The organism is Pseudomonas sp. GW821-FHT09C10 (assembly GCF_059418085.1).
Genome location: NZ_JBWKPE010000010.1, coordinates 183,777 through 200,681, shown reverse-complemented (window position 1 = coordinate 200,681; position 16,905 = coordinate 183,777). Strand labels below are relative to the sequence as shown.

Here is a 16,905-nt window from a genome sequence, read left to right as displayed (position 1 = left end):
CATGCACCTGCTCAGGACTCAGCCCGGTGGTTTCGTCGCGGACGACAATATTGCCGACCTTGGCCAAACGCCCGCCGAACTGGTGATCCTGTGCAGCGGCGATTCCAGCCTGGCGCTGCTGGCCGAAGCTGCCCAGCAGTTGCCCGAGGATTACCCCAGCCTGCGCCTGGCCAACCCTATGCAGGTGCAGAACCACGCCTCGGTCGATTTGTATGTCGATGAGGTGCTGCGCCACGCCAAGGTCATCCTGATTTCCCTGCACGGCGGCATCGGTTATTGGCGCTACGGCATCGAGCGCCTGGTGGAGCTGGCCGAGCGCGGCATTACGCTGATCCTGGTGCCGGGGGATGACCGCCCGGACCCGGAACTCAGCGGCCTGAGCACGGTGAGTGTCGAACAGCGCGACCGCCTGTGGCACTTCCTGCGCCAGGGCGGGCTCGCTAACGCGCTGGATTTTTTCCGCTGCCTGGCCAGCGGCTACTTGGACCGCGATTACCCGTGGGCCGAGCCGCAGACCTTGCCGCGCACCGCGATCTATCACCCGCACAAAGCCAACCCTCGCCTCAATGACTGGCAGACCGATTGGCACGCGGATTGGCCCGTGGCGGCGGTGCTGTTCTACCGCTCCCACTTGCAGGCGGCCAATACCGGTTTTATCGATGTGTTCTGCCAGCGTTTGCAGGCGGCGGGCCTTAACCCGTTGCCGATGGCGGTGGCCAGTTTGAAAGAGCCCGGCTGCCTGGCGGTGGTCGAGGACCTGCTGGATGAGGTCGGCGCGGCGGTGATCCTGAACACCACCGGTTTTGCCCAATCCAGCCCCGAAGCCCCGCATCTGCGGCCATTTCGCCGCAATATCCCGGTGATCCAGGCGATCTGCGCCCAGGATAACCAGCCGGGCTGGCAGGCCAGCGAGCAAGGCCTGGGCCCGCGCGACCTGGCGATGCACATTGCCTTGCCGGAGCTGGACGGACGGATTATCAGCCGGCCGATCAGCTTCAAGGATCTGGCCTGGCGCAGCGAGCGCAGCCAGTCGGACGTGGTGTGCTACCGCGCAGCGCCCGAACGCATGGATTTCGTCGCCGAGCTGGCGCGCCGTTGGGTCGAGCTGGCACGGGTGCCGAATGGGGATAAACGCATCGCCCTGATCCTTGCCAACTACCCGACCCGCGACGGCCGTATCGGCAATGGCGTGGGCCTGGACACCCCGGCTGCCGCGCTGAATATCCTGCGTGCCCTGCAGGCCGAAGGCTATCCGGTGCCGGATCAACTGCCTGAGAGCGGCACTGCGCTGATCCATGACCTGCTCGGCGGCGTCACCAACGACCTCGACAGCCTCGACCTGCGCCCCTGTCATCAAAGCCTGGGCATGGACGACTACGAGGCGATGTTCAAGCGCTTGCCTGAACCCAACCGCCAGGCGGTGCTGGAGCGATGGGGCGCGCCGCACAACGATCCAATGTTCCGCGACGGCCGCCTGATGATCGCCGGCCTGCGCCTGGGCCAGACCTTCGTCGGTATCCAGCCTGCGCGCGGTTACCAGGTGGATGCCAGCGCGGTGTACCACGACCCGGACCTGGTGCCGCCCCATGGCTACCTGGCGTTCTACTTCTGGTTGCGCCACACCTATGGCGCCCATGGCGTGATCCATGTGGGCAAGCACGGCAACCTCGAATGGCTGCCGGGCAAGGGCGTGGGGCTCTCGGAAAACTGCTGGCCGGATGCGCTGCTGGGGCCGCTGCCGAATATCTACCCGTTTATCGTCAACGACCCGGGCGAGGGCGCCCAGGCCAAGCGGCGTACCCAGGCGGTGATCATCGACCACCTGATGCCGCCGCTGACCCGTGCTGAAACCTACGGGCCGCTGCGGGACCTTGAGCTGTTGGCGGACGAATATTACGAAGCCCAACTGCTCGACCCACGCCGGGCCCGCGAGCTGCAAAAAGACATCCTCAAGCTGGTGCGCGAAACCCGCATCGACCAGGAGCTTGAGCTGGATGGCGACGCCGATGCCGCAATCTGGCTGCCGCGCCTCGATACCTACCTGTGCGACTTGAAGGAGTCGCAGATCCGCGACGGCCTGCACATCTTTGGCGAATCCCCCGTGGGCCGCTTGCGCATCGACACCTTGCTGGCCTTGCTGCGCATCCCGCGTGGCGACGGCCGTGGCCCGCAATCGAGCCTGCTGCGCGTGTTGGCCAAGGCCTTCGCGCTGGGTTTTGACCCCCTGGACTGCGCCCTGGCCGAGCCCTGGACCGGGCGACGCCCGGCAGTGTTGCAGAAGATCGATGGGCAGCAGTGGCGCACCGCCGGGGATACCCGCGAGCGCCTGGAACTGTACGCTGCGCGACTGATCGAGCAGGCGTTGGAAGGGCCGCTGGAACAGCTGGAAGAGCCTGGCTGGGAAGAGGTGAAGGCGGTGATCGAAAGTCTGCGCATCGTCGTGGCGCCACGCCTGGATGCCTGCGGCCCGGCGGAAATGCACGGCTTGCTGGAGGCCCTCGGCGGGCGCTTTGTGCCGGCCGGCCCGAGCGGTGCGCCAAGCCGTGGGCGCCTGGATGTGCTGCCTACCGGGCGCAATTTCTTCACCGTCGATGTGCGCAACCTGCCCACCACCACCGCGTGGCGCATCGGCTTCCAGTCGGCCAACCTGATACTTGAACGGCACCTGCAGGACCACGGCGACCACCTGCGCCAGCTCGGCCTGTCGGTGTGGGGCACGGCCACCATGCGCACCGGTGGCGACGACATCGCCCAGGCCATGGCGCTGATGGGCGTGCGGCCGGTGTGGGCCACCGGCAGTCAGCGGGTGGATGATTTTGAAATCCTGCCGATCAGCCTGTTGGACCGCCCGCGCGTGGACGTCACCTTGCGCGTGTCCGGGTTTTTCCGCGATGCCTTCGCCAACCTGATCCGCCTGTTCGACGCGGCGGTACAGGCGGTGGCGGCCCTGGATGAGCCGGACGACATGAACCCGCTGGCCGCCAAGGTGCGCAGTGAGCGCGCGGCGTTGCTCGCCTCCGGCCTGGATGCGGAGGCGGCGGCGAAACAGGCCGGCTGGCGCATCTTCGGGGCCAAGCCCGGTGCCTATGGCGCGGGCGTGCAGGGCGCCATTGACGGGCGCCTGTGGCAAAGCCGCGAGGACCTGGCCGAGGTCTACCTGAATTGGGGCGGCTACGCCTATGGCGGCTCCGACGAAGGCACCGCTGCCCGCGCACAGTTTGCCCAGCGCCTGAGCCAGGTGCAGGCGGTGTTGCAGAACCAGGATAACCGCGAGCACGACTTGCTCGACTCCAACGACTACTACCAATTCCAGGGCGGCATGCTCGCCGCCGTGGAAACCCTGAGCGGCGACAAGGCCGCCAGCTATCACGGCGACCATAGCCAGCCGGACCTGCCGAGGATTCGCACCTTGAAGGAAGAGCTGAACCGGGTGATCCGTTCCCGCGCCGCCAACCCCAAGTGGATCGACGGCGTGAAGCGCCATGGCTATAAAGGTGCGTTTGAAATGGCCGCGACCGTGGACAATCTGTTCGCCTTCGATGCCACCACTGCGCTGATCGACGATCATCAATATGCGTTGCTCGCTGACGCCTACCTGCTGGACCCTGACACCCGGGCCTTTGTGCAGCAGCACAACCCCGCAGCGCTGCGCGAAATGACCGAGCGCATGCTCGAAGCCCAGCAGCGTGGCCTGTGGCAGGAGCCGGGGGCGTACCGCGAGGCGTTGGAAAACCTGTTGCTGGATATAGAAGAAGACAGCTGATGACTGATACTCCGCATTTCCCACTGTCCGCCGTGGTCGGCGCCGACGACCTGAAACTGGCGCTGTGCCTGACCGCCATCGACCCGAAGATCGGCGGCGTGCTGATCGAAGGCCCGCGTGGCATGGCCAAATCCACCTTGGCCCGTGGTTTGGCGGATCTGCTGGCCAGCGGCCAATTCGTCACCTTGCCGTTGGGCGCCACCGAAGAGCGCCTGGTGGGTACCCTGGACCTGGATGTCGCGCTGGGCGAAGGCCGCGCGCAGTTTTCCCCTGGGGTGTTGGCCAAGGCCGACGGCGGTGTGCTGTATGTGGATGAAGTCAACCTGCTGCCCGATCACCTGGTGGACCTGTTGCTCGACGTCGCCGCCAGCGGCACCAACCTGATCGAACGCGACGGCATTTCCCATCGCCACTCGGCGCGCTTTGTGCTGATCGGCACCATGAACCCGGAGGAGGGTGAGTTGCGCCCGCAGTTGCTGGACCGCTTCGGTTTCAACGTGGCGCTGAGCGGGCAGACGCTGCCGGCCGAGCGCGGGCAGATCATCCGGCGGCGCCTGGATTTTGACAGCGACCCCGCCGCGTTCTGCACCCAGTGGGCCGAACAGCAGGCGGCGCTGCGCCAGCGCTGCACCCAGGCGCGGGCGCGGCTGGACAGTATCGAGCTGGATGATCAGGCCCTGGCGCAGATCACCGAGCGTTGCTTTGCTGCCGGTGTCGACGGCTTGCGCGCCGACCTGGTCTGGCTGCGGGGCGCCCGGGCCCACGCGGCGTGGCGGGGCGCGGATACCATTGCCGAAGAAGACATCGAAGCAGTGGCGGAATTTGCCTTGCGCCACCGTCGCCAGGTGCAATCCCCACCGGCCAGCCCACCCAAGCCAGGGCAGGCGCCGACACCCTCGGACACCTCGCCCGGCCAAGGCCAATGGGGCGATATGCCCGCACCGGCCCTGCCCACTGGCACGCGCCGAGACGTGCCTGCCTGGCCAAAAAAGCCCTAGGCATTCGCCCCCGACCTGACGCGGGGGCGGATGCCCGGCCCAAGGCGGGGCGACTGGACAACGGCAGGCAGGGCAAGGCACGCAGCGCACAGCAGGGTTCGATCAACTGGCCGGGCACCTTGCTCGGCGGCCGGCCGCACTCCCGTGGAGACCTGCGCTACCACCTGCGCAGCCGCTCGGCCCATGAGTTGTGGCTGGTGATCGTGGATGCGTCGGCGTCCACGCGGCGGCATCGTGCATTAACCGACGCCAAGGGCTTGCTCGCCCAGCTGTTTGACGACGCCTACCGGCAACGGGCGCGCATGGCGTTGTTGACCGCCAGCGGCCAGGCACCGAAGTGGCAGGTACAGGGTTTGAAAGCAGCGAAAGGCCTGGCGGGCTGGCTGGATCAGTTGGGCGCGGGCGGTGGTACGCCGTTGCTGGCGGCGCTGACCGAGGCCGCGCATTGGCTGGTGGCGCGGCGCAAGCGTTGTCCGGCCGAGCAGCAGCGTGTACTGGTGATTACGGATGGGCGCCTCAAGGATGTCGGCGGGTTGCCGTTACTGGCGTGTGCGGGGGTGCTGGTGGATATCGAGCGCGGACCGATCAGGTTGGGGCGGGCCCAGGAACTGGCGGTGGGGTTGCAGTTGGATTATCGGCATATCGATGAGGTGTAGTGGCGGTACCACCGCCATCGGGGGCAAGCCCCCTCCCACATTTGATCGAGTACACCCATTTGGAATGCGGTCAGTGTGGGAGGGGGGCTTGCCCCCGATGAGGCCCTCACATACACCACACACTCCATCAGCCAGCCCCCGGCACATTCGGCCAAAGATCCGCCACCAGGAACAAGCGCTCGGCTTCCTCCCAATCCTCGCCGTTCTGCACCATGCGCACCAGCAACTGCGCAGGCGCCATCGGATCAAGGTCTGCCAGCCAGGCCTGCATCTGTTCTTCGCTCCACACCTCATCCGCCGGGTAATGCGCCGGCGCCAGCCACGCATGCCGGGGCAACGGTTGCCAGCGGCCTGGCGCACTGGCGCTGACAAAATCCCGCCAGTCCCGCTGATGCAACCAGCGCCCGCGCAAATGCTGCGGATGGGCGCCGTGGGGCGGTTCGGCCAGCCCAGGCCAGGGATAGAGCAAATACCCGCCGAGCCACAGGTGCGCATCAAACTGCTGAATATCCAGGGCCGCCAACACCTCGCGGCTTTCTGCCCGCGCCGAGATCGGCAATTGATGCTGGGCCAGGTGCGCCAGCTTGCGGTCCAGCCGATCATGGCAGCCTGGGCCCAACCACTGCGCGGTGTCCTGGCCATTGCCGTCCTGCGGGCCCAGGTAGAGTTTGATCGCCAATTCCAGGTGATGCACGCCATCGCGGTCGCGCAGCAGCATGTCCAGTTCGCCCAGGGTGTGCCCGGCGCGGCGGATCGGCAGGTTGGCGGCGAGCAGTTCCACCCCCGGCGCATGCTGCACGGCGAACTGCCACAGGCGTTCGTAGTACAGGCCCAGGCGCCGTGTGCGTGACAGGCTCAACCAGTGCTGCAAGGCGCGGCTGTCCTGGTCGAGTGCGCGTAGCCAGTGTTCAAGACGGTCGGGCGCCTGCACCCAGTCGCTGCCCGCCAGCGGGTGGCGCTGTGGCCACGGCGTCTGCGCGAGCATCGGCGGGGCGAGCATCACCCACGCCAGGTCGCGCACCTCGGGGTGGCGCAGCTGGCGGGGCAGGTTGTGCAAATCCGGGAACACAGTCATGGTCCGAGCATAGCCTTTTAACCGTTGCGCAGGGGGCTGAGAACCGTTGTCATCAAGGCTTCACGGCGACAAAGGATTTTGCCTGAGCCAGCCTTTCGCCCATAATCGTTTCTTTTTTGCCCCACCCCCAATCCCGCAGGAGCCCCATGGAGCAATTTCGCAATATCGGCATTATCGGTCGCCTGGGCAGTACCCAGGTGTTGGACACCGTCCGCCGGCTGAAAAAATTCCTGCTGGAACGCCACCTGCATGTGATCCTCGAAGACACCATCGCCGAAATCCTCCCCGGCCACGGCCTGCAAACCTCCTCGCGCAAGATGCTCGGCGAAGTCTGCGACATGGTCATCGTGGTCGGCGGCGACGGCAGCCTGCTCGGCGCGGCCCGGGCCCTGGCGCGGCATAACGTGCCGGTGCTGGGGATCAACCGTGGCAGCCTGGGGTTTCTCACCGATATCCGCCCCGATGAGCTGGAAGTCGAAGTGGCCAAGGTGCTCGATGGCCATTACCTGGTGGAAAATCGCTTCCTGCTGCAGGCCGAAGTACGCCGCCACGGCGAAGCCATCGGCCAGGGCGATGCGCTCAATGACGTGGTGCTGCACCCCGGCAAATCCACGCGGATGATCGAATTCGAGCTGTATATCGACGGCCAGTTCGTGTGCAGCCAGAAGGCCGACGGCCTGATCGTCGCCACACCCACCGGCTCCACCGCCTACGCGCTGTCGGCCGGTGGCCCGATCATGCATCCCAAGCTCGATGCCATTGTGATCGTGCCGATGTACCCCCATATGTTGTCCAGCCGACCGATTGTGGTCGATGGCAACAGTGAGCTGAAAATCGTGGTGTCCAAAGACATGCAGATCTACCCGCAAGTCTCCTGCGACGGGCAGAACCATTTCACCTGCGCCCCCGGTGACACCATCACCGTGAGCAAGAAGGCGCAGAAGTTGCGCTTGATCCACCCGCTGGATCACAACTACTACGAAGTGTGCCGCACCAAGTTGGGCTGGGGCAGCCGCTTGGGGGGTGGAGGCGACTGATGCTCGATCCCGCGCGTAGCTACGACCTGATTGGTGACGTGCACGGTTGCGCTCATACCCTTGAGCACTTGCTCGACCAGATGGGTTACCACAAGCAGGGCGGCACCTGGCGCCATCCTTCGCGCATGGCGGTGTTCCTCGGCGATATCATCGACCGTGGCCCACGCATTCGCGAGGCGCTGCATATCGTCCACGACATGGCCGAGGCCAGCCAGGCGCTGTGCATCATGGGCAACCACGAGTTCAATGCCCTGGGTTGGGCCACACCGGCGCCGCCGGGCAGTGGCAGGCAGTTCGTGCGTGAGCACACCCCACGGCATGAGCGGCTGATCCACGAGACCCTGACCCAGTTCGAGCAGCACCCGGCCGACTGGCACGACTTCCTCGCCTGGTTCTACGACATGCCGCTGTTTGTCGATGCCGGGCGTTTCCGCGTGGTGCATGCGTGCTGGGACGACGGCTTTATCCAGCCGCTGCGCGCGACGTTCCCGGATGGCTGCATCGACCGGCACTTCCTGCAGGCCGCCGCCGTGCCCGGCAGTTTTGCCTGCAACGCCTTCGACCGCCTGTTGCGCGGCACCGATATGCGCCTGCCGGATGGCCTGACGCTGACCGGTGGCGATGGCCTGACGCGCTCGTTCTTCCGCACCAAGTTCTGGGAAGACGACCCGAAGACCTACGGCGACATCGTATTCCAGCCCGACGCACTGCCGGAGCCGGTGGCGCGCACGCCATTGTCGCCCCATGAAAAAAACTCCCTGCTGCGCTACGGCGCCGACGAACCCTTGCTGTTCGTCGGCCATTACTGGCGCAGCGGCAAACCGGCGCCGATCCGCCCGAACCTGGCGTGCCTGGACTACAGCGCAGTGCTGTACGGCAAGCTGGTGGCGTACCGCCTGGACCAGGAAACCCGCCTGGATCCGCGTAAATTCGTATGGGTCGACGTTGAGCGGCCCGAGGTGATTGTATGAGTGCCGTGCCCGTATTGCGCTTGCCGTTGAGCGTCGACCTGGGCGGTTTCGTGAAACTGCTGCAACGCATGCAAGTGCCCCATCGCGTCAGCGAGGAAGCCGGCGAGCAGGTGTTGTGGGTGCCCGAGACCCTCAGTGACGACGTGCGCGTGCTGTACCAGCGCTTTCCGGCCGGTGATCCGGACCGGCAACTGGATATTCCCGAACAGGCGCCGGTCACGCGTCCCGGCTTTGCCCAGCAGGTGCGCCATAGCCCGGTCACGGCGCTGGTGCTGCTGGCGAGCATCATCGTCGGCGCCGTGACCTTGCTCGGGGAAAACCTGCAGGCCATGAGCTGGCTGACCTTCCTGCCGTTCCGGGTGATGGGCGAGTACATCCAGTTCACGCCGTTCGCCGACATGTTGGCTTCCGGCCAATGGTGGCGGCTGTTCACGCCGATGCTGATCCACTTCGGCATCCTGCACCTGGCCATGAACGGCATGTGGTACTGGGAGCTGGGCCGGCGTATCGAAGTGCGCCAGGGCAGCATCAACCTGCTGGGCCTGACCCTGTTGTTCAGCCTGGTCTCCAACTACGCGCAATATGCCTACGGTGGCCCCGGCCTGTTCGGTGGCTTGTCCGGGGTGCTGTATGGCCTGCTCGGGCATTGCTGGATCTTTCAACTGCTCTCGCCCAACCCGGCCTATCGCTTGCCCCGTGGGGTGCTGGTGATGATGCTGGTGTGGCTGGTGTTGTGCCTGTCGGGGCTGGTGTCGATGATCGGCTTCGGCGAAATCGCCAACGCTGCCCATGTCGGCGGCCTGGTTATCGGTTGCCTTACCGGTTTGCTCGGCGGTTTGTATAACCGTCGCAAATCCTCTCTTTGATAAGGAAGAGCCTTATGTCCTCTTTTGCTGAAATGATCGAAAACATCACCCCGGACATCTACGCGAGCCTCAAGCTCGCCGTGGAAATCGGCAAGTGGTCCGATGGCCGCAAGCTCAGTGCCGAGCAGCGCGAGCTGTCCCTGCAGGCCATGATCGCCTGGGAGATCCAGAACCTGCCGGAAGACCAGCGCACCGGCTACATGGGCCCGCAGGAATGCCAGTCGAAATCGACCACCGTGCCGAACATCCTGTTCAAGTCGGATGCGATCCATTGATTGAAATTGGTCGCGGTGCAGTCAGCAAAATGTCGGCGCAACTCGGTGAGCCGACCGTTCAATATGCGTTTCGCCTGGGCGATACCGAGGTGCCGGTCAACCCCCTGATCGGCACCCATGTGCGCCTGGAATACCTCGGTGCCATCCATTGCAGCCATTGCGGCCGCAAGACCAAGACCAGCTTCAGCCAGGGCTATTGCTACCCGTGCATGACCAAGCTGGCCCAGTGTGACCTGTGCATCATGAGCCCCGAGCGTTGCCATTACGACGCCGGCACCTGCCGTGATCCAGGCTGGGGCGAGACATTCTGCATGACCGACCACGTGGTGTACCTGGCCAATTCGTCGGGCATCAAGGTCGGCATCACCCGTGCAACGCAATTGCCGACGCGTTGGCTGGACCAGGGCGCCAGCCAGGCGCTGCCGATCATGCGCGTGGCGACACGCCAGCAATCCGGGTTTGTCGAGGATGTATTGCGCAGCCAGGTGGCGGACAAGACCAACTGGCGTGCGTTGCTCAAGGGCGACGCGGCGGCGGTGGACCTCAAGCAGGTGCGCGACGAGTTGTTCGCCTCCTGTGCCGATGGCCTGCTGCAATTGCAGGAACGCTTCGGCCTGCAGGCCATCCAACCGGTAACCGACCTCGAACCGTTGGAAATCCGCTACCCGGTGGAGCAGTATCCAGCCAAGATCGTCAGCTTCAACCTGGACAAGAACCCGATTGCCGAAGGCACGCTGCTGGGGATCAAGGGCCAATACCTGATCTTCGACACCGGCGTTATCAATATTCGTAAGTACACGGCCTACCAGCTCGCCGTGCATCAGTAGAAGGATGCCACCCATGCGCACCGAACAACCGAAGATGATTTACCTGAAGGACTATCAGGCGCCGGACTACCTGATCGAAGAGACGCACCTGACCTTCGAGTTGTTCGAGGACCACAGCCTGGTCCACGCGCAGCTGGTAATGCGCCGTAACCCTGAGCGTGGCGCCGGCCTGCCGCCGCTGGTACTCGACGGCCAGCAGCTGGAGTTGCTGACCGTCAACCTCGGCGACCAGGAACTGAGCGAGGCTGACTACCAGCTGACGGACAGCCACCTGACCCTGCATCCGACCCGCGAGACCTTCTCGGTCGACACCAGCGTGCGCATCCACCCGGAAACCAACACCGCCCTGGAAGGCCTGTACAAATCCGGCAGCATGTTCTGCACCCAGTGCGAGGCCGAGGGTTTCCGCAAGATCACTTACTACCTCGACCGCCCCGACGTGATGAGCACCTTCACCACCACGGTGATCGCCGAGCAACACCGCTACCCGGTGCTGCTCTCCAACGGCAACCCGATTGCCAGCGGTCCTGGTGAAGACGGCCGTCACTGGGCAACCTGGGAAGACCCGTTCAAGAAACCCGCCTACCTGTTCGCGCTGGTGGCCGGTGACTTGTGGTGTGTCGAAGACAGCTTTACCACCATGACCCAGCGTGAAGTGGCACTGCGCATCTATGTCGAGCCGGAAAATATCGACAAGTGCCAGCACGCCATGACCAGCCTGAAAAAATCCATGCGCTGGGACGAAGAAACCTACGGCCGCGAGTACGACCTCGACATCTTCATGATCGTGGCGGTCAACGATTTCAACATGGGCGCCATGGAGAACAAGGGCCTCAATATCTTCAACTCCAGCGCCGTGCTGGCCCGCGCCGAAACCGCCACCGACGCCGCGCACCAGCGGGTCGAGGCGATCGTTGCCCACGAATACTTCCACAACTGGTCGGGCAACCGCGTGACCTGCCGCGACTGGTTCCAGCTGTCGCTGAAGGAAGGCTTTACCGTGTTCCGTGATTCGGGCTTCTCCGCCGACATGAACTCCGCCACGGTCAAGCGCATCCAGGACGTGGCCTACCTGCGTACCCACCAGTTCGCCGAAGACGCCGGCCCCATGGCCCATGCGGTACGCCCCGACAGCTTTATCGAGATATCCAACTTCTACACCCTGACCGTGTACGAAAAAGGCTCGGAAGTGGTCGGCATGATCCATACCTTGCTTGGCGCCGAAGGCTTCCGTAAAGGCAGCGACCTGTACTTCGAGCGCCATGACGGCCAGGCCGTGACCTGCGACGACTTTATCAAGGCCATGGAAGACGCCAACGGTGCCGACCTCAGCCAGTTCAAGCGCTGGTACAGCCAGGCCGGCACGCCACGCCTGGCGGTGAGCGAGTCCTACGACGCTGCGGCCAAGACCTACAGCCTGACCTTCCGCCAGAGCTGCCCGGAAACCCCGGACAAGGTCGAGAAACTGCCGTTCGTGATCCCGGTCGAGCTGGGCCTGCTGGACGGGCAGGGCGCGGGCATGGCCTTGCGCCTGGCCGGTGAAACCACTGCCGGCGCCACGTCCCGCGTAATCTCGGTGACCGAAGCCGAGCAGACCTTCACCTTCGTCGACATCGCCGAACAGCCGTTGCCGTCGCTGCTGCGCGGCTTCTCGGCGCCGGTGAAACTGAGCTTCCCGTACAACCGCGACCAACTGATGTTCCTGATGCAGCACGACAGCGACGGCTTCAACCGCTGGGATGCGGGCCAGCAGCTGTCGGTGCAGGTGTTGCAGGAACTGATCGGCCAGCATCAGCAGGGCCAGGCGTTGCAGATGGACCAGCGCCTGATCACGGCCTTGCGCAGTGTGTTGAGCGACGAAAGCCTGGATCAGGCCATGGTTGCGGAAATGCTGTCGTTGCCGGGCGAAGCGTACCTGACGGAAATCAGCGACGTCGCGGACGTGGATGCCATCCACGCCGCGCGTGAGTTTGCGCGCAGGCAACTGGCTGACAACCTGCATGAGCCGCTGTGGTTGCGTTACCAGGCCAACCGCGAACTGTCCAAGCAGACGCCTTATGTGGCGGCGGCCGAGCACTTCGCCCGGCGTGCCTTGCAGAACATCGCGCTGTCGTACCTGATGCTCAGCGGCAAGCCCGAAGTGCTGGCGGCGACCCTTGAGCAGTTCGACACCAGCGACAACATGACCGAGCGCCTGACCGCGCTGGCGGTGCTGGTGAACTCGCCGTTCGAAGCGGAGAAGGCCCAGGCGCTGGCGGTATTTGCCGAGAACTTCAAGGACAACCCGTTGGTCATGGACCAGTGGTTCAGCGTGCAGGCCGGCAGCCCGTTGCCGGGCGGGCTGGAGCGGGTCAAAGCGTTGATGGAGCACCCGGCGTTCACGCTCAAGAACCCGAACAAGGTGCGTGCTCTGATCGGCGCGTTTGCCGGGCAGAACCTGATCAACTTCCACGCCGCCGACGGTTCGGGCTACCGCTTCCTGGCGGACCTGGTGATCCAGTTGAATGCGTTCAACCCGCAGATCGCTTCGCGCCAGTTGGCGCCGCTGACCCGCTGGCGTAAATACGACAGCGCGCGCCAGGCGTTGATGAAGGCGGAGCTGGAGCGCATTCGTGGGTCGGGTGAGTTGTCCAGCGATGTGTTCGAGGTGGTGAGCAAGAGTCTTGCTTAAAGCGCCGGCCAGGTAAGCGATAGAACGTGCAACGGGTAACCTGTGGCGAGGGAGCTTGCTCCCGTTGGACTGGGTAGCAGTCCCCTCTTTTGGGGGCGCTTCGCGACCCCGACGGGAGCAAGCTCTTATCAAGCTTAAAATAACTAACTGATTTTAAAGGGATAAAATTTCACACTGAAGTCTTGAGTCCTGCATAAATAATTTCAGGCGAGCGCATTCTTGTGGTGAGCGGGCTTGTCGAATCGTCGCACCGCCCGCGTTGGGCTGCGCAGCAGCCCCAAAACCAGGCGCAGAGGAGTGTCTGATACACCACATTTGTCTCCATCAGGGGCGCTTCGCACCCCCGCGCGGGACAAGCCCGCTCGCCACAGAGGTCCCAGTTTGCTGCGCGACAGCGCTACGTCGAAGAGGTAGTGGCACCTCCCTCGCCACAAGTGCAGTGTTCTTCCTTAAATGAGGGGGCTCGTCTGATCGGGTCTGTTTTCCTGCTGACATTTTCTGACAGGGTGCTCTGCTAATCTGCAGCTCTTTTGTTTTTCGGCAGGATCAACGTGTCGCGTACCACTCGTTTACTGACGTTGTTGCAGGCCCTGCGGGGCAAGAAACGCCCGGTGACCGCCGCCGTGCTGGCGGCGCAATTGGAGGTGTCCGAGCGCACGCTGTACCGCGACATTGCCGAGTTGACCGCCCTGGGCGCGCCGATTTTCGGCGAGGCCGGGGTAGGGTATGTGCTGCGCAGCGGCCTGTTTTTGCCGCCCTTGATGCTCAACGCCGAAGAAACCGAAGCGATCGTGCTGGGCTTGCGTTATGTGGACCAGCGCGGCGATGACGTGCTCAGCCGTGCCGCCGCCAACGCCTTGGCGAAAATCGCAGATGTGCTCGACCCGGCGGCGCAGGAAGCCTTGCGCAACCCGACGTTGCTGCCCGGCCCGCCAGGGTTTGGCTACCCGGAAAACCGCGTGCCGCTGGATGTATTTCGCGAAGCGATTCGACATCAGGACAAGCTGCATATCGACTACGCGGATGCCAGCCAGACCCAGAGTCAGCGCCTGATCTGGCCCTTGGCCCTGGGGTTTCTCAATGAAGTGCGGGTGATCGTGGCCTGGTGTGAGCTGCGCGGCGCGTATCGCACCTTTCGCACCGACCGTGTGGCGAGTGCCGAGGTCGTCGGCGAGCGTTATCCGGGGCGGCGCAGCGACTGGCTGCGGGCCTGGCGCAAGCTGATGGAGCAGAATGAATCCGGGCCCTTCACTCCTGACAAAAACTGACACACCCCTGGCTTAGCATGCTGCTACAACCACCTGAAAAGGAGCTTTGCCATGTCCCAGCCTGAATTGGCCCCCGCCATCGCCGCCTATATCGCGGCGACCAATACCCGCGACACCTCGGTCATTGCCCAGTGTTTTGCCGACGATGCCAATGTGTTCGATGAAGGCCAGCACCAGGTGGGCACCGCCGCCATTGCACGCTGGATGGAAGACACCGGGCGCCGCTACCAGCCGCGTGTCGAGGTGCTCAAGGTGCAGCACCGTACCGGCAAGGTGCTGGTCAGCAATGTGGTCTCCGGCAATTTTCCCGGCAGCCCGCTGGAGTTGCGCTACACCTTTCGCCTGGACGCGCAGGGCAAGATTTCACGGCTGGACATCTCCCTGTAGGTCATAATCGCGGGCATGACTTTCGACTCGCCCCTCGCTGCTTACCAACACGCCATTACCCAACAGGGTTTCGTTGCCGACGACGCCCAGCGCCGGGCGGTGGATGCCCTGCAAGCCTGCCATGCGGCCTTGCATCAGGGCCGTTCGCCCGTGACTGGCGTTTACCTGTGGGGGCCGGTGGGCCGCGGCAAGACCTGGTTGATGGATCAGTTCTACCAAAGCCTGCGGGTGCCCGCGCGGCGTCAGCATTTTCACCACTTCATGGGCTGGGTGCATCAGCGTCTGTTCCAGCTCACCGGCACCCATGACCCGTTGCAGGCCCTGGCGCGGGAGCTGAGCCGGGAGGTGCGGGTGTTGTGTTTCGACGAACTGTTCGTCAATGACATCGGTGACGCGATCATCCTCGGCCGGCTGTTCCAGGTCATGTTCGAGGAAGGTGTGGTGATGGTCTGCACCTCCAATCAACCACCGGCCCAGCTGTATGCCGATGGCTTCAATCGGGAGCGCTTCCTGCCGGGCATTGCGGCGATTGAGCGGCATATGCACGTGGTGGCGGTCGACGGTGGCGAGGATCATCGCTTGCATCCAGGTGTGGACCGGCAGCGCTACTGGGTGAACCAGCCTGAAGCGCTGGCGAACGTGTTCGCACAATTGGCCGAAGGCCAGGCGGTGAGTGGTGGCCCGGTCACCGTCGGCCATCGTTCCATCGTGTGCGTGCAGGCCAGTGACAGCGTGCTGTGGTGCCGCTATGCCGACCTCTGCGAACAACCCCTGGCGGCAATGGATTTCATCCTGCTGTGCGATCGCTTCAAGGCGATCCTGCTGGGGGAGGTGCCTAACCTGAGTGCGCAACAGCGCCCAGGCCGGATTGCCCGCGGCACCGAGGATGGGGTCGAGCGCGTGGTGGCCGGTGATCGCGAGTTACCGCAGTTGTCGGTGCACGACGACAGTGTGCGTCGCTTCATCGCCTTGGTGGACGAGTGCTATGACCGCAAGGTGCCATTGTTCATCGACGCCCAGGTGCCACTGGAGCGCCTGTATACCGACGGTTACCTAGCGTTTCCTTTCCGTCGCACCTTGAGCCGCTTGCAAGAAATGCAGCTGCAGCGCTTCGGCTGAGGCCTGTACGAAAAAAGCCCTGGATGGGCACTTTGGGTTTTTTTAGTGCCAAAGCCTTCGCGCTTTCGGGCGCACATTTGTAGTTAATCTCCTTCATCTGGTGCTGACTCCACGCTTACAATCGTGCCCCTCAAAGGGAACAGATTCCCTTGTAGTCGTGATCGAGGACGGAAATGGACACCCCAGATATCCTGGTGCTGCAAGCCAGCTACACCAATCCTGTACATGCCGAAGCCATTGCCAAGGTGCTTAACCATTACGCCGAAGACCCCATGGGCGGCGGCCATAGCCTGCCAGCCGACCTGCTGGAGCAACTGCCGGCCGAGTTGGCCAAGCGCCCCCATGCGTTCAGTGTGCTGGCGTTTGTCGGCGGTGAGCCGGCGGGTCTGGTGAATTGCTTTGAAGGGTTTTCCACCTTTGCCTGCCGCCCCTTGGTCAACGTTCACGACGTGGTGGTGATGAATGAGTTTCGCGGCTTGGGGCTGAGTCAGAAGATGCTGCTGAAGGTCGAGGACATCGCCCGCCAGCGTGGTTGCTGCAAGATCACCTTGGAGGTGCTGGAAGGTAATGCCGTCGCCCAGTCGGCGTATCGCAAGTTTGGTTTTGATGATGCGAAGTTTGATCCGGCCCATGGGCGCATGTTGTTCTGGAACAAGCCGCTTTAATAAATAACCGGCGAAAAAAAAAGGGCGCCAGCAGAGGGCGCCCAATAAACCTTTGCCAACGGAGCGGTATGGCCCAGGGTGTTGCGGATTAACTAACGATTAACTTAACTCTTGGGTTGTTCCTGTTCGGTCGTATTGGTGTTCGGTGTCTTGCCGTCGGCGGACGCCGTTTGTTCAGTCGTGCCGTGAAGCGTTTGCTGCGTGAAGGTGAAGTTGTTGTAGAACTCCTTCGAGCGCTCCGAGCCGCCTTCGGCAAACGCGGCGGCGGAGCCCAGGGTCATCAGGCTGGCAAGCATCAAGGTCGAGAGTTTCATCTGTGTTTACTCA

General features: G+C 63.7%; 15 protein-coding genes. 13 read left to right on the top strand and 2 right to left on the bottom strand.

Going from position 1 to position 16,905, the window contains the following annotated elements; genetic code table 11:
* Position 1: 1 nt before the first annotated feature.
* Genes cobN through AC07OT_RS19855 form a run of 3 tightly spaced genes read left to right on the top strand, consistent with a single transcriptional unit; the run spans position 2 to position 5,417 of the window.
* Positions 2–3,763, top strand: coding sequence for a cobaltochelatase subunit CobN (cobN, locus tag AC07OT_RS19865; RefSeq protein WP_495108851.1), 3,762 nt, complete (start codon positions 2–4; stop codon positions 3,761–3,763).
* Positions 3,763–4,761 (top strand): magnesium chelatase ATPase subunit I, encoded by a 999-nt coding sequence (locus AC07OT_RS19860; RefSeq protein WP_495108850.1) that lies wholly within the window; start codon positions 3,763–3,765, stop codon positions 4,759–4,761. The genes cobN and AC07OT_RS19860 overlap by 1 nt, the downstream gene beginning before the upstream one ends.
* A 53-nt stretch (positions 4,762–4,814) precedes the next feature.
* Entirely contained in the window at positions 4,815–5,417 is a 603-nt protein-coding gene (locus tag AC07OT_RS19855) for a vWA domain-containing protein (RefSeq protein ID WP_495108900.1), read from the top strand.
* Between the two features lie 127 nt (positions 5,418–5,544).
* On the opposite strand, the gene AC07OT_RS19850 is transcribed toward AC07OT_RS19855, so the two are convergent.
* A complete protein-coding gene (locus tag AC07OT_RS19850; RefSeq protein WP_495108849.1) occupies positions 5,545–6,492 on the bottom strand; it encodes a DUF1853 family protein in 948 nt (315 codons plus the stop codon).
* 146 nt (positions 6,493–6,638) lie between these two features.
* Between AC07OT_RS19850 and AC07OT_RS19845 the strand changes: the two genes are divergently transcribed.
* From AC07OT_RS19845 to AC07OT_RS19800, 10 genes are all read left to right on the top strand, one after another.
* A complete protein-coding gene (locus tag AC07OT_RS19845) occupies positions 6,639–7,529 on the top strand; it encodes an NAD(+) kinase (protein WP_003217892.1) in 891 nt (296 codons plus the stop codon).
* Entirely contained in the window at positions 7,526–8,500 is a 975-nt protein-coding gene (locus AC07OT_RS19840; RefSeq protein ID WP_495108899.1) for a metallophosphoesterase, read from the top strand. The genes AC07OT_RS19845 and AC07OT_RS19840 overlap by 4 nt, the downstream gene beginning before the upstream one ends.
* Complete coding sequence (locus AC07OT_RS19835) at positions 8,497–9,366, top strand: rhomboid family intramembrane serine protease (protein ID WP_253489596.1); 870 nt, start codon at positions 8,497–8,499, stop codon at positions 9,364–9,366. Before AC07OT_RS19840 ends, AC07OT_RS19835 begins: the two co-directional genes overlap by 4 nt.
* Positions 9,367–9,380: 14 nt before the next feature.
* A complete protein-coding gene (locus AC07OT_RS19830) occupies positions 9,381–9,641 on the top strand; it encodes a YeaC family protein (RefSeq protein ID WP_027606465.1) in 261 nt (86 codons plus the stop codon).
* On the top strand, positions 9,638–10,468 hold the full coding sequence (locus tag AC07OT_RS19825; protein WP_065941225.1) for a DUF2797 domain-containing protein: 831 nt from the start codon (positions 9,638–9,640) through the stop codon (positions 10,466–10,468). The genes AC07OT_RS19830 and AC07OT_RS19825 overlap by 4 nt, the downstream gene beginning before the upstream one ends.
* 13 nt (positions 10,469–10,481) lie before the next feature.
* Complete coding sequence (gene pepN, locus AC07OT_RS19820) at positions 10,482–13,139, top strand: aminopeptidase N (protein WP_495108848.1); 2,658 nt, start codon at positions 10,482–10,484, stop codon at positions 13,137–13,139.
* 551 nt (positions 13,140–13,690) lie between these two features.
* Positions 13,691–14,407, top strand: a complete 717-nt coding sequence (locus AC07OT_RS19815) for a helix-turn-helix transcriptional regulator (RefSeq protein WP_065927895.1) — start codon at positions 13,691–13,693, stop codon at positions 14,405–14,407.
* Positions 14,408–14,458: 51 nt separating this feature from the next.
* Complete coding sequence (locus AC07OT_RS19810) at positions 14,459–14,794, top strand: nuclear transport factor 2 family protein (protein WP_065927894.1); 336 nt, start codon at positions 14,459–14,461, stop codon at positions 14,792–14,794.
* A gap of 15 nt (positions 14,795–14,809) precedes the next feature.
* The gene (gene zapE / locus AC07OT_RS19805) at positions 14,810–15,913 is read left to right on the top strand and encodes a cell division protein ZapE (RefSeq protein WP_495108847.1); all 1,104 of its coding nucleotides are present in this window, start codon (positions 14,810–14,812) and stop codon (positions 15,911–15,913) included.
* 173 nt (positions 15,914–16,086) lie between these two features.
* Positions 16,087–16,578 (top strand): GNAT family N-acetyltransferase, encoded by a 492-nt coding sequence (locus AC07OT_RS19800; RefSeq protein WP_027606459.1) that lies wholly within the window; start codon positions 16,087–16,089, stop codon positions 16,576–16,578.
* A gap of 104 nt (positions 16,579–16,682) precedes the next feature.
* Here AC07OT_RS19800 and AC07OT_RS19795 read toward each other — a convergent pair whose 3' ends face one another.
* Entirely contained in the window at positions 16,683–16,892 is a 210-nt protein-coding gene (locus AC07OT_RS19795) for a hypothetical protein (RefSeq protein WP_092488644.1), read from the bottom strand.
* Positions 16,893–16,905: the final 13 nt, after the last annotated feature.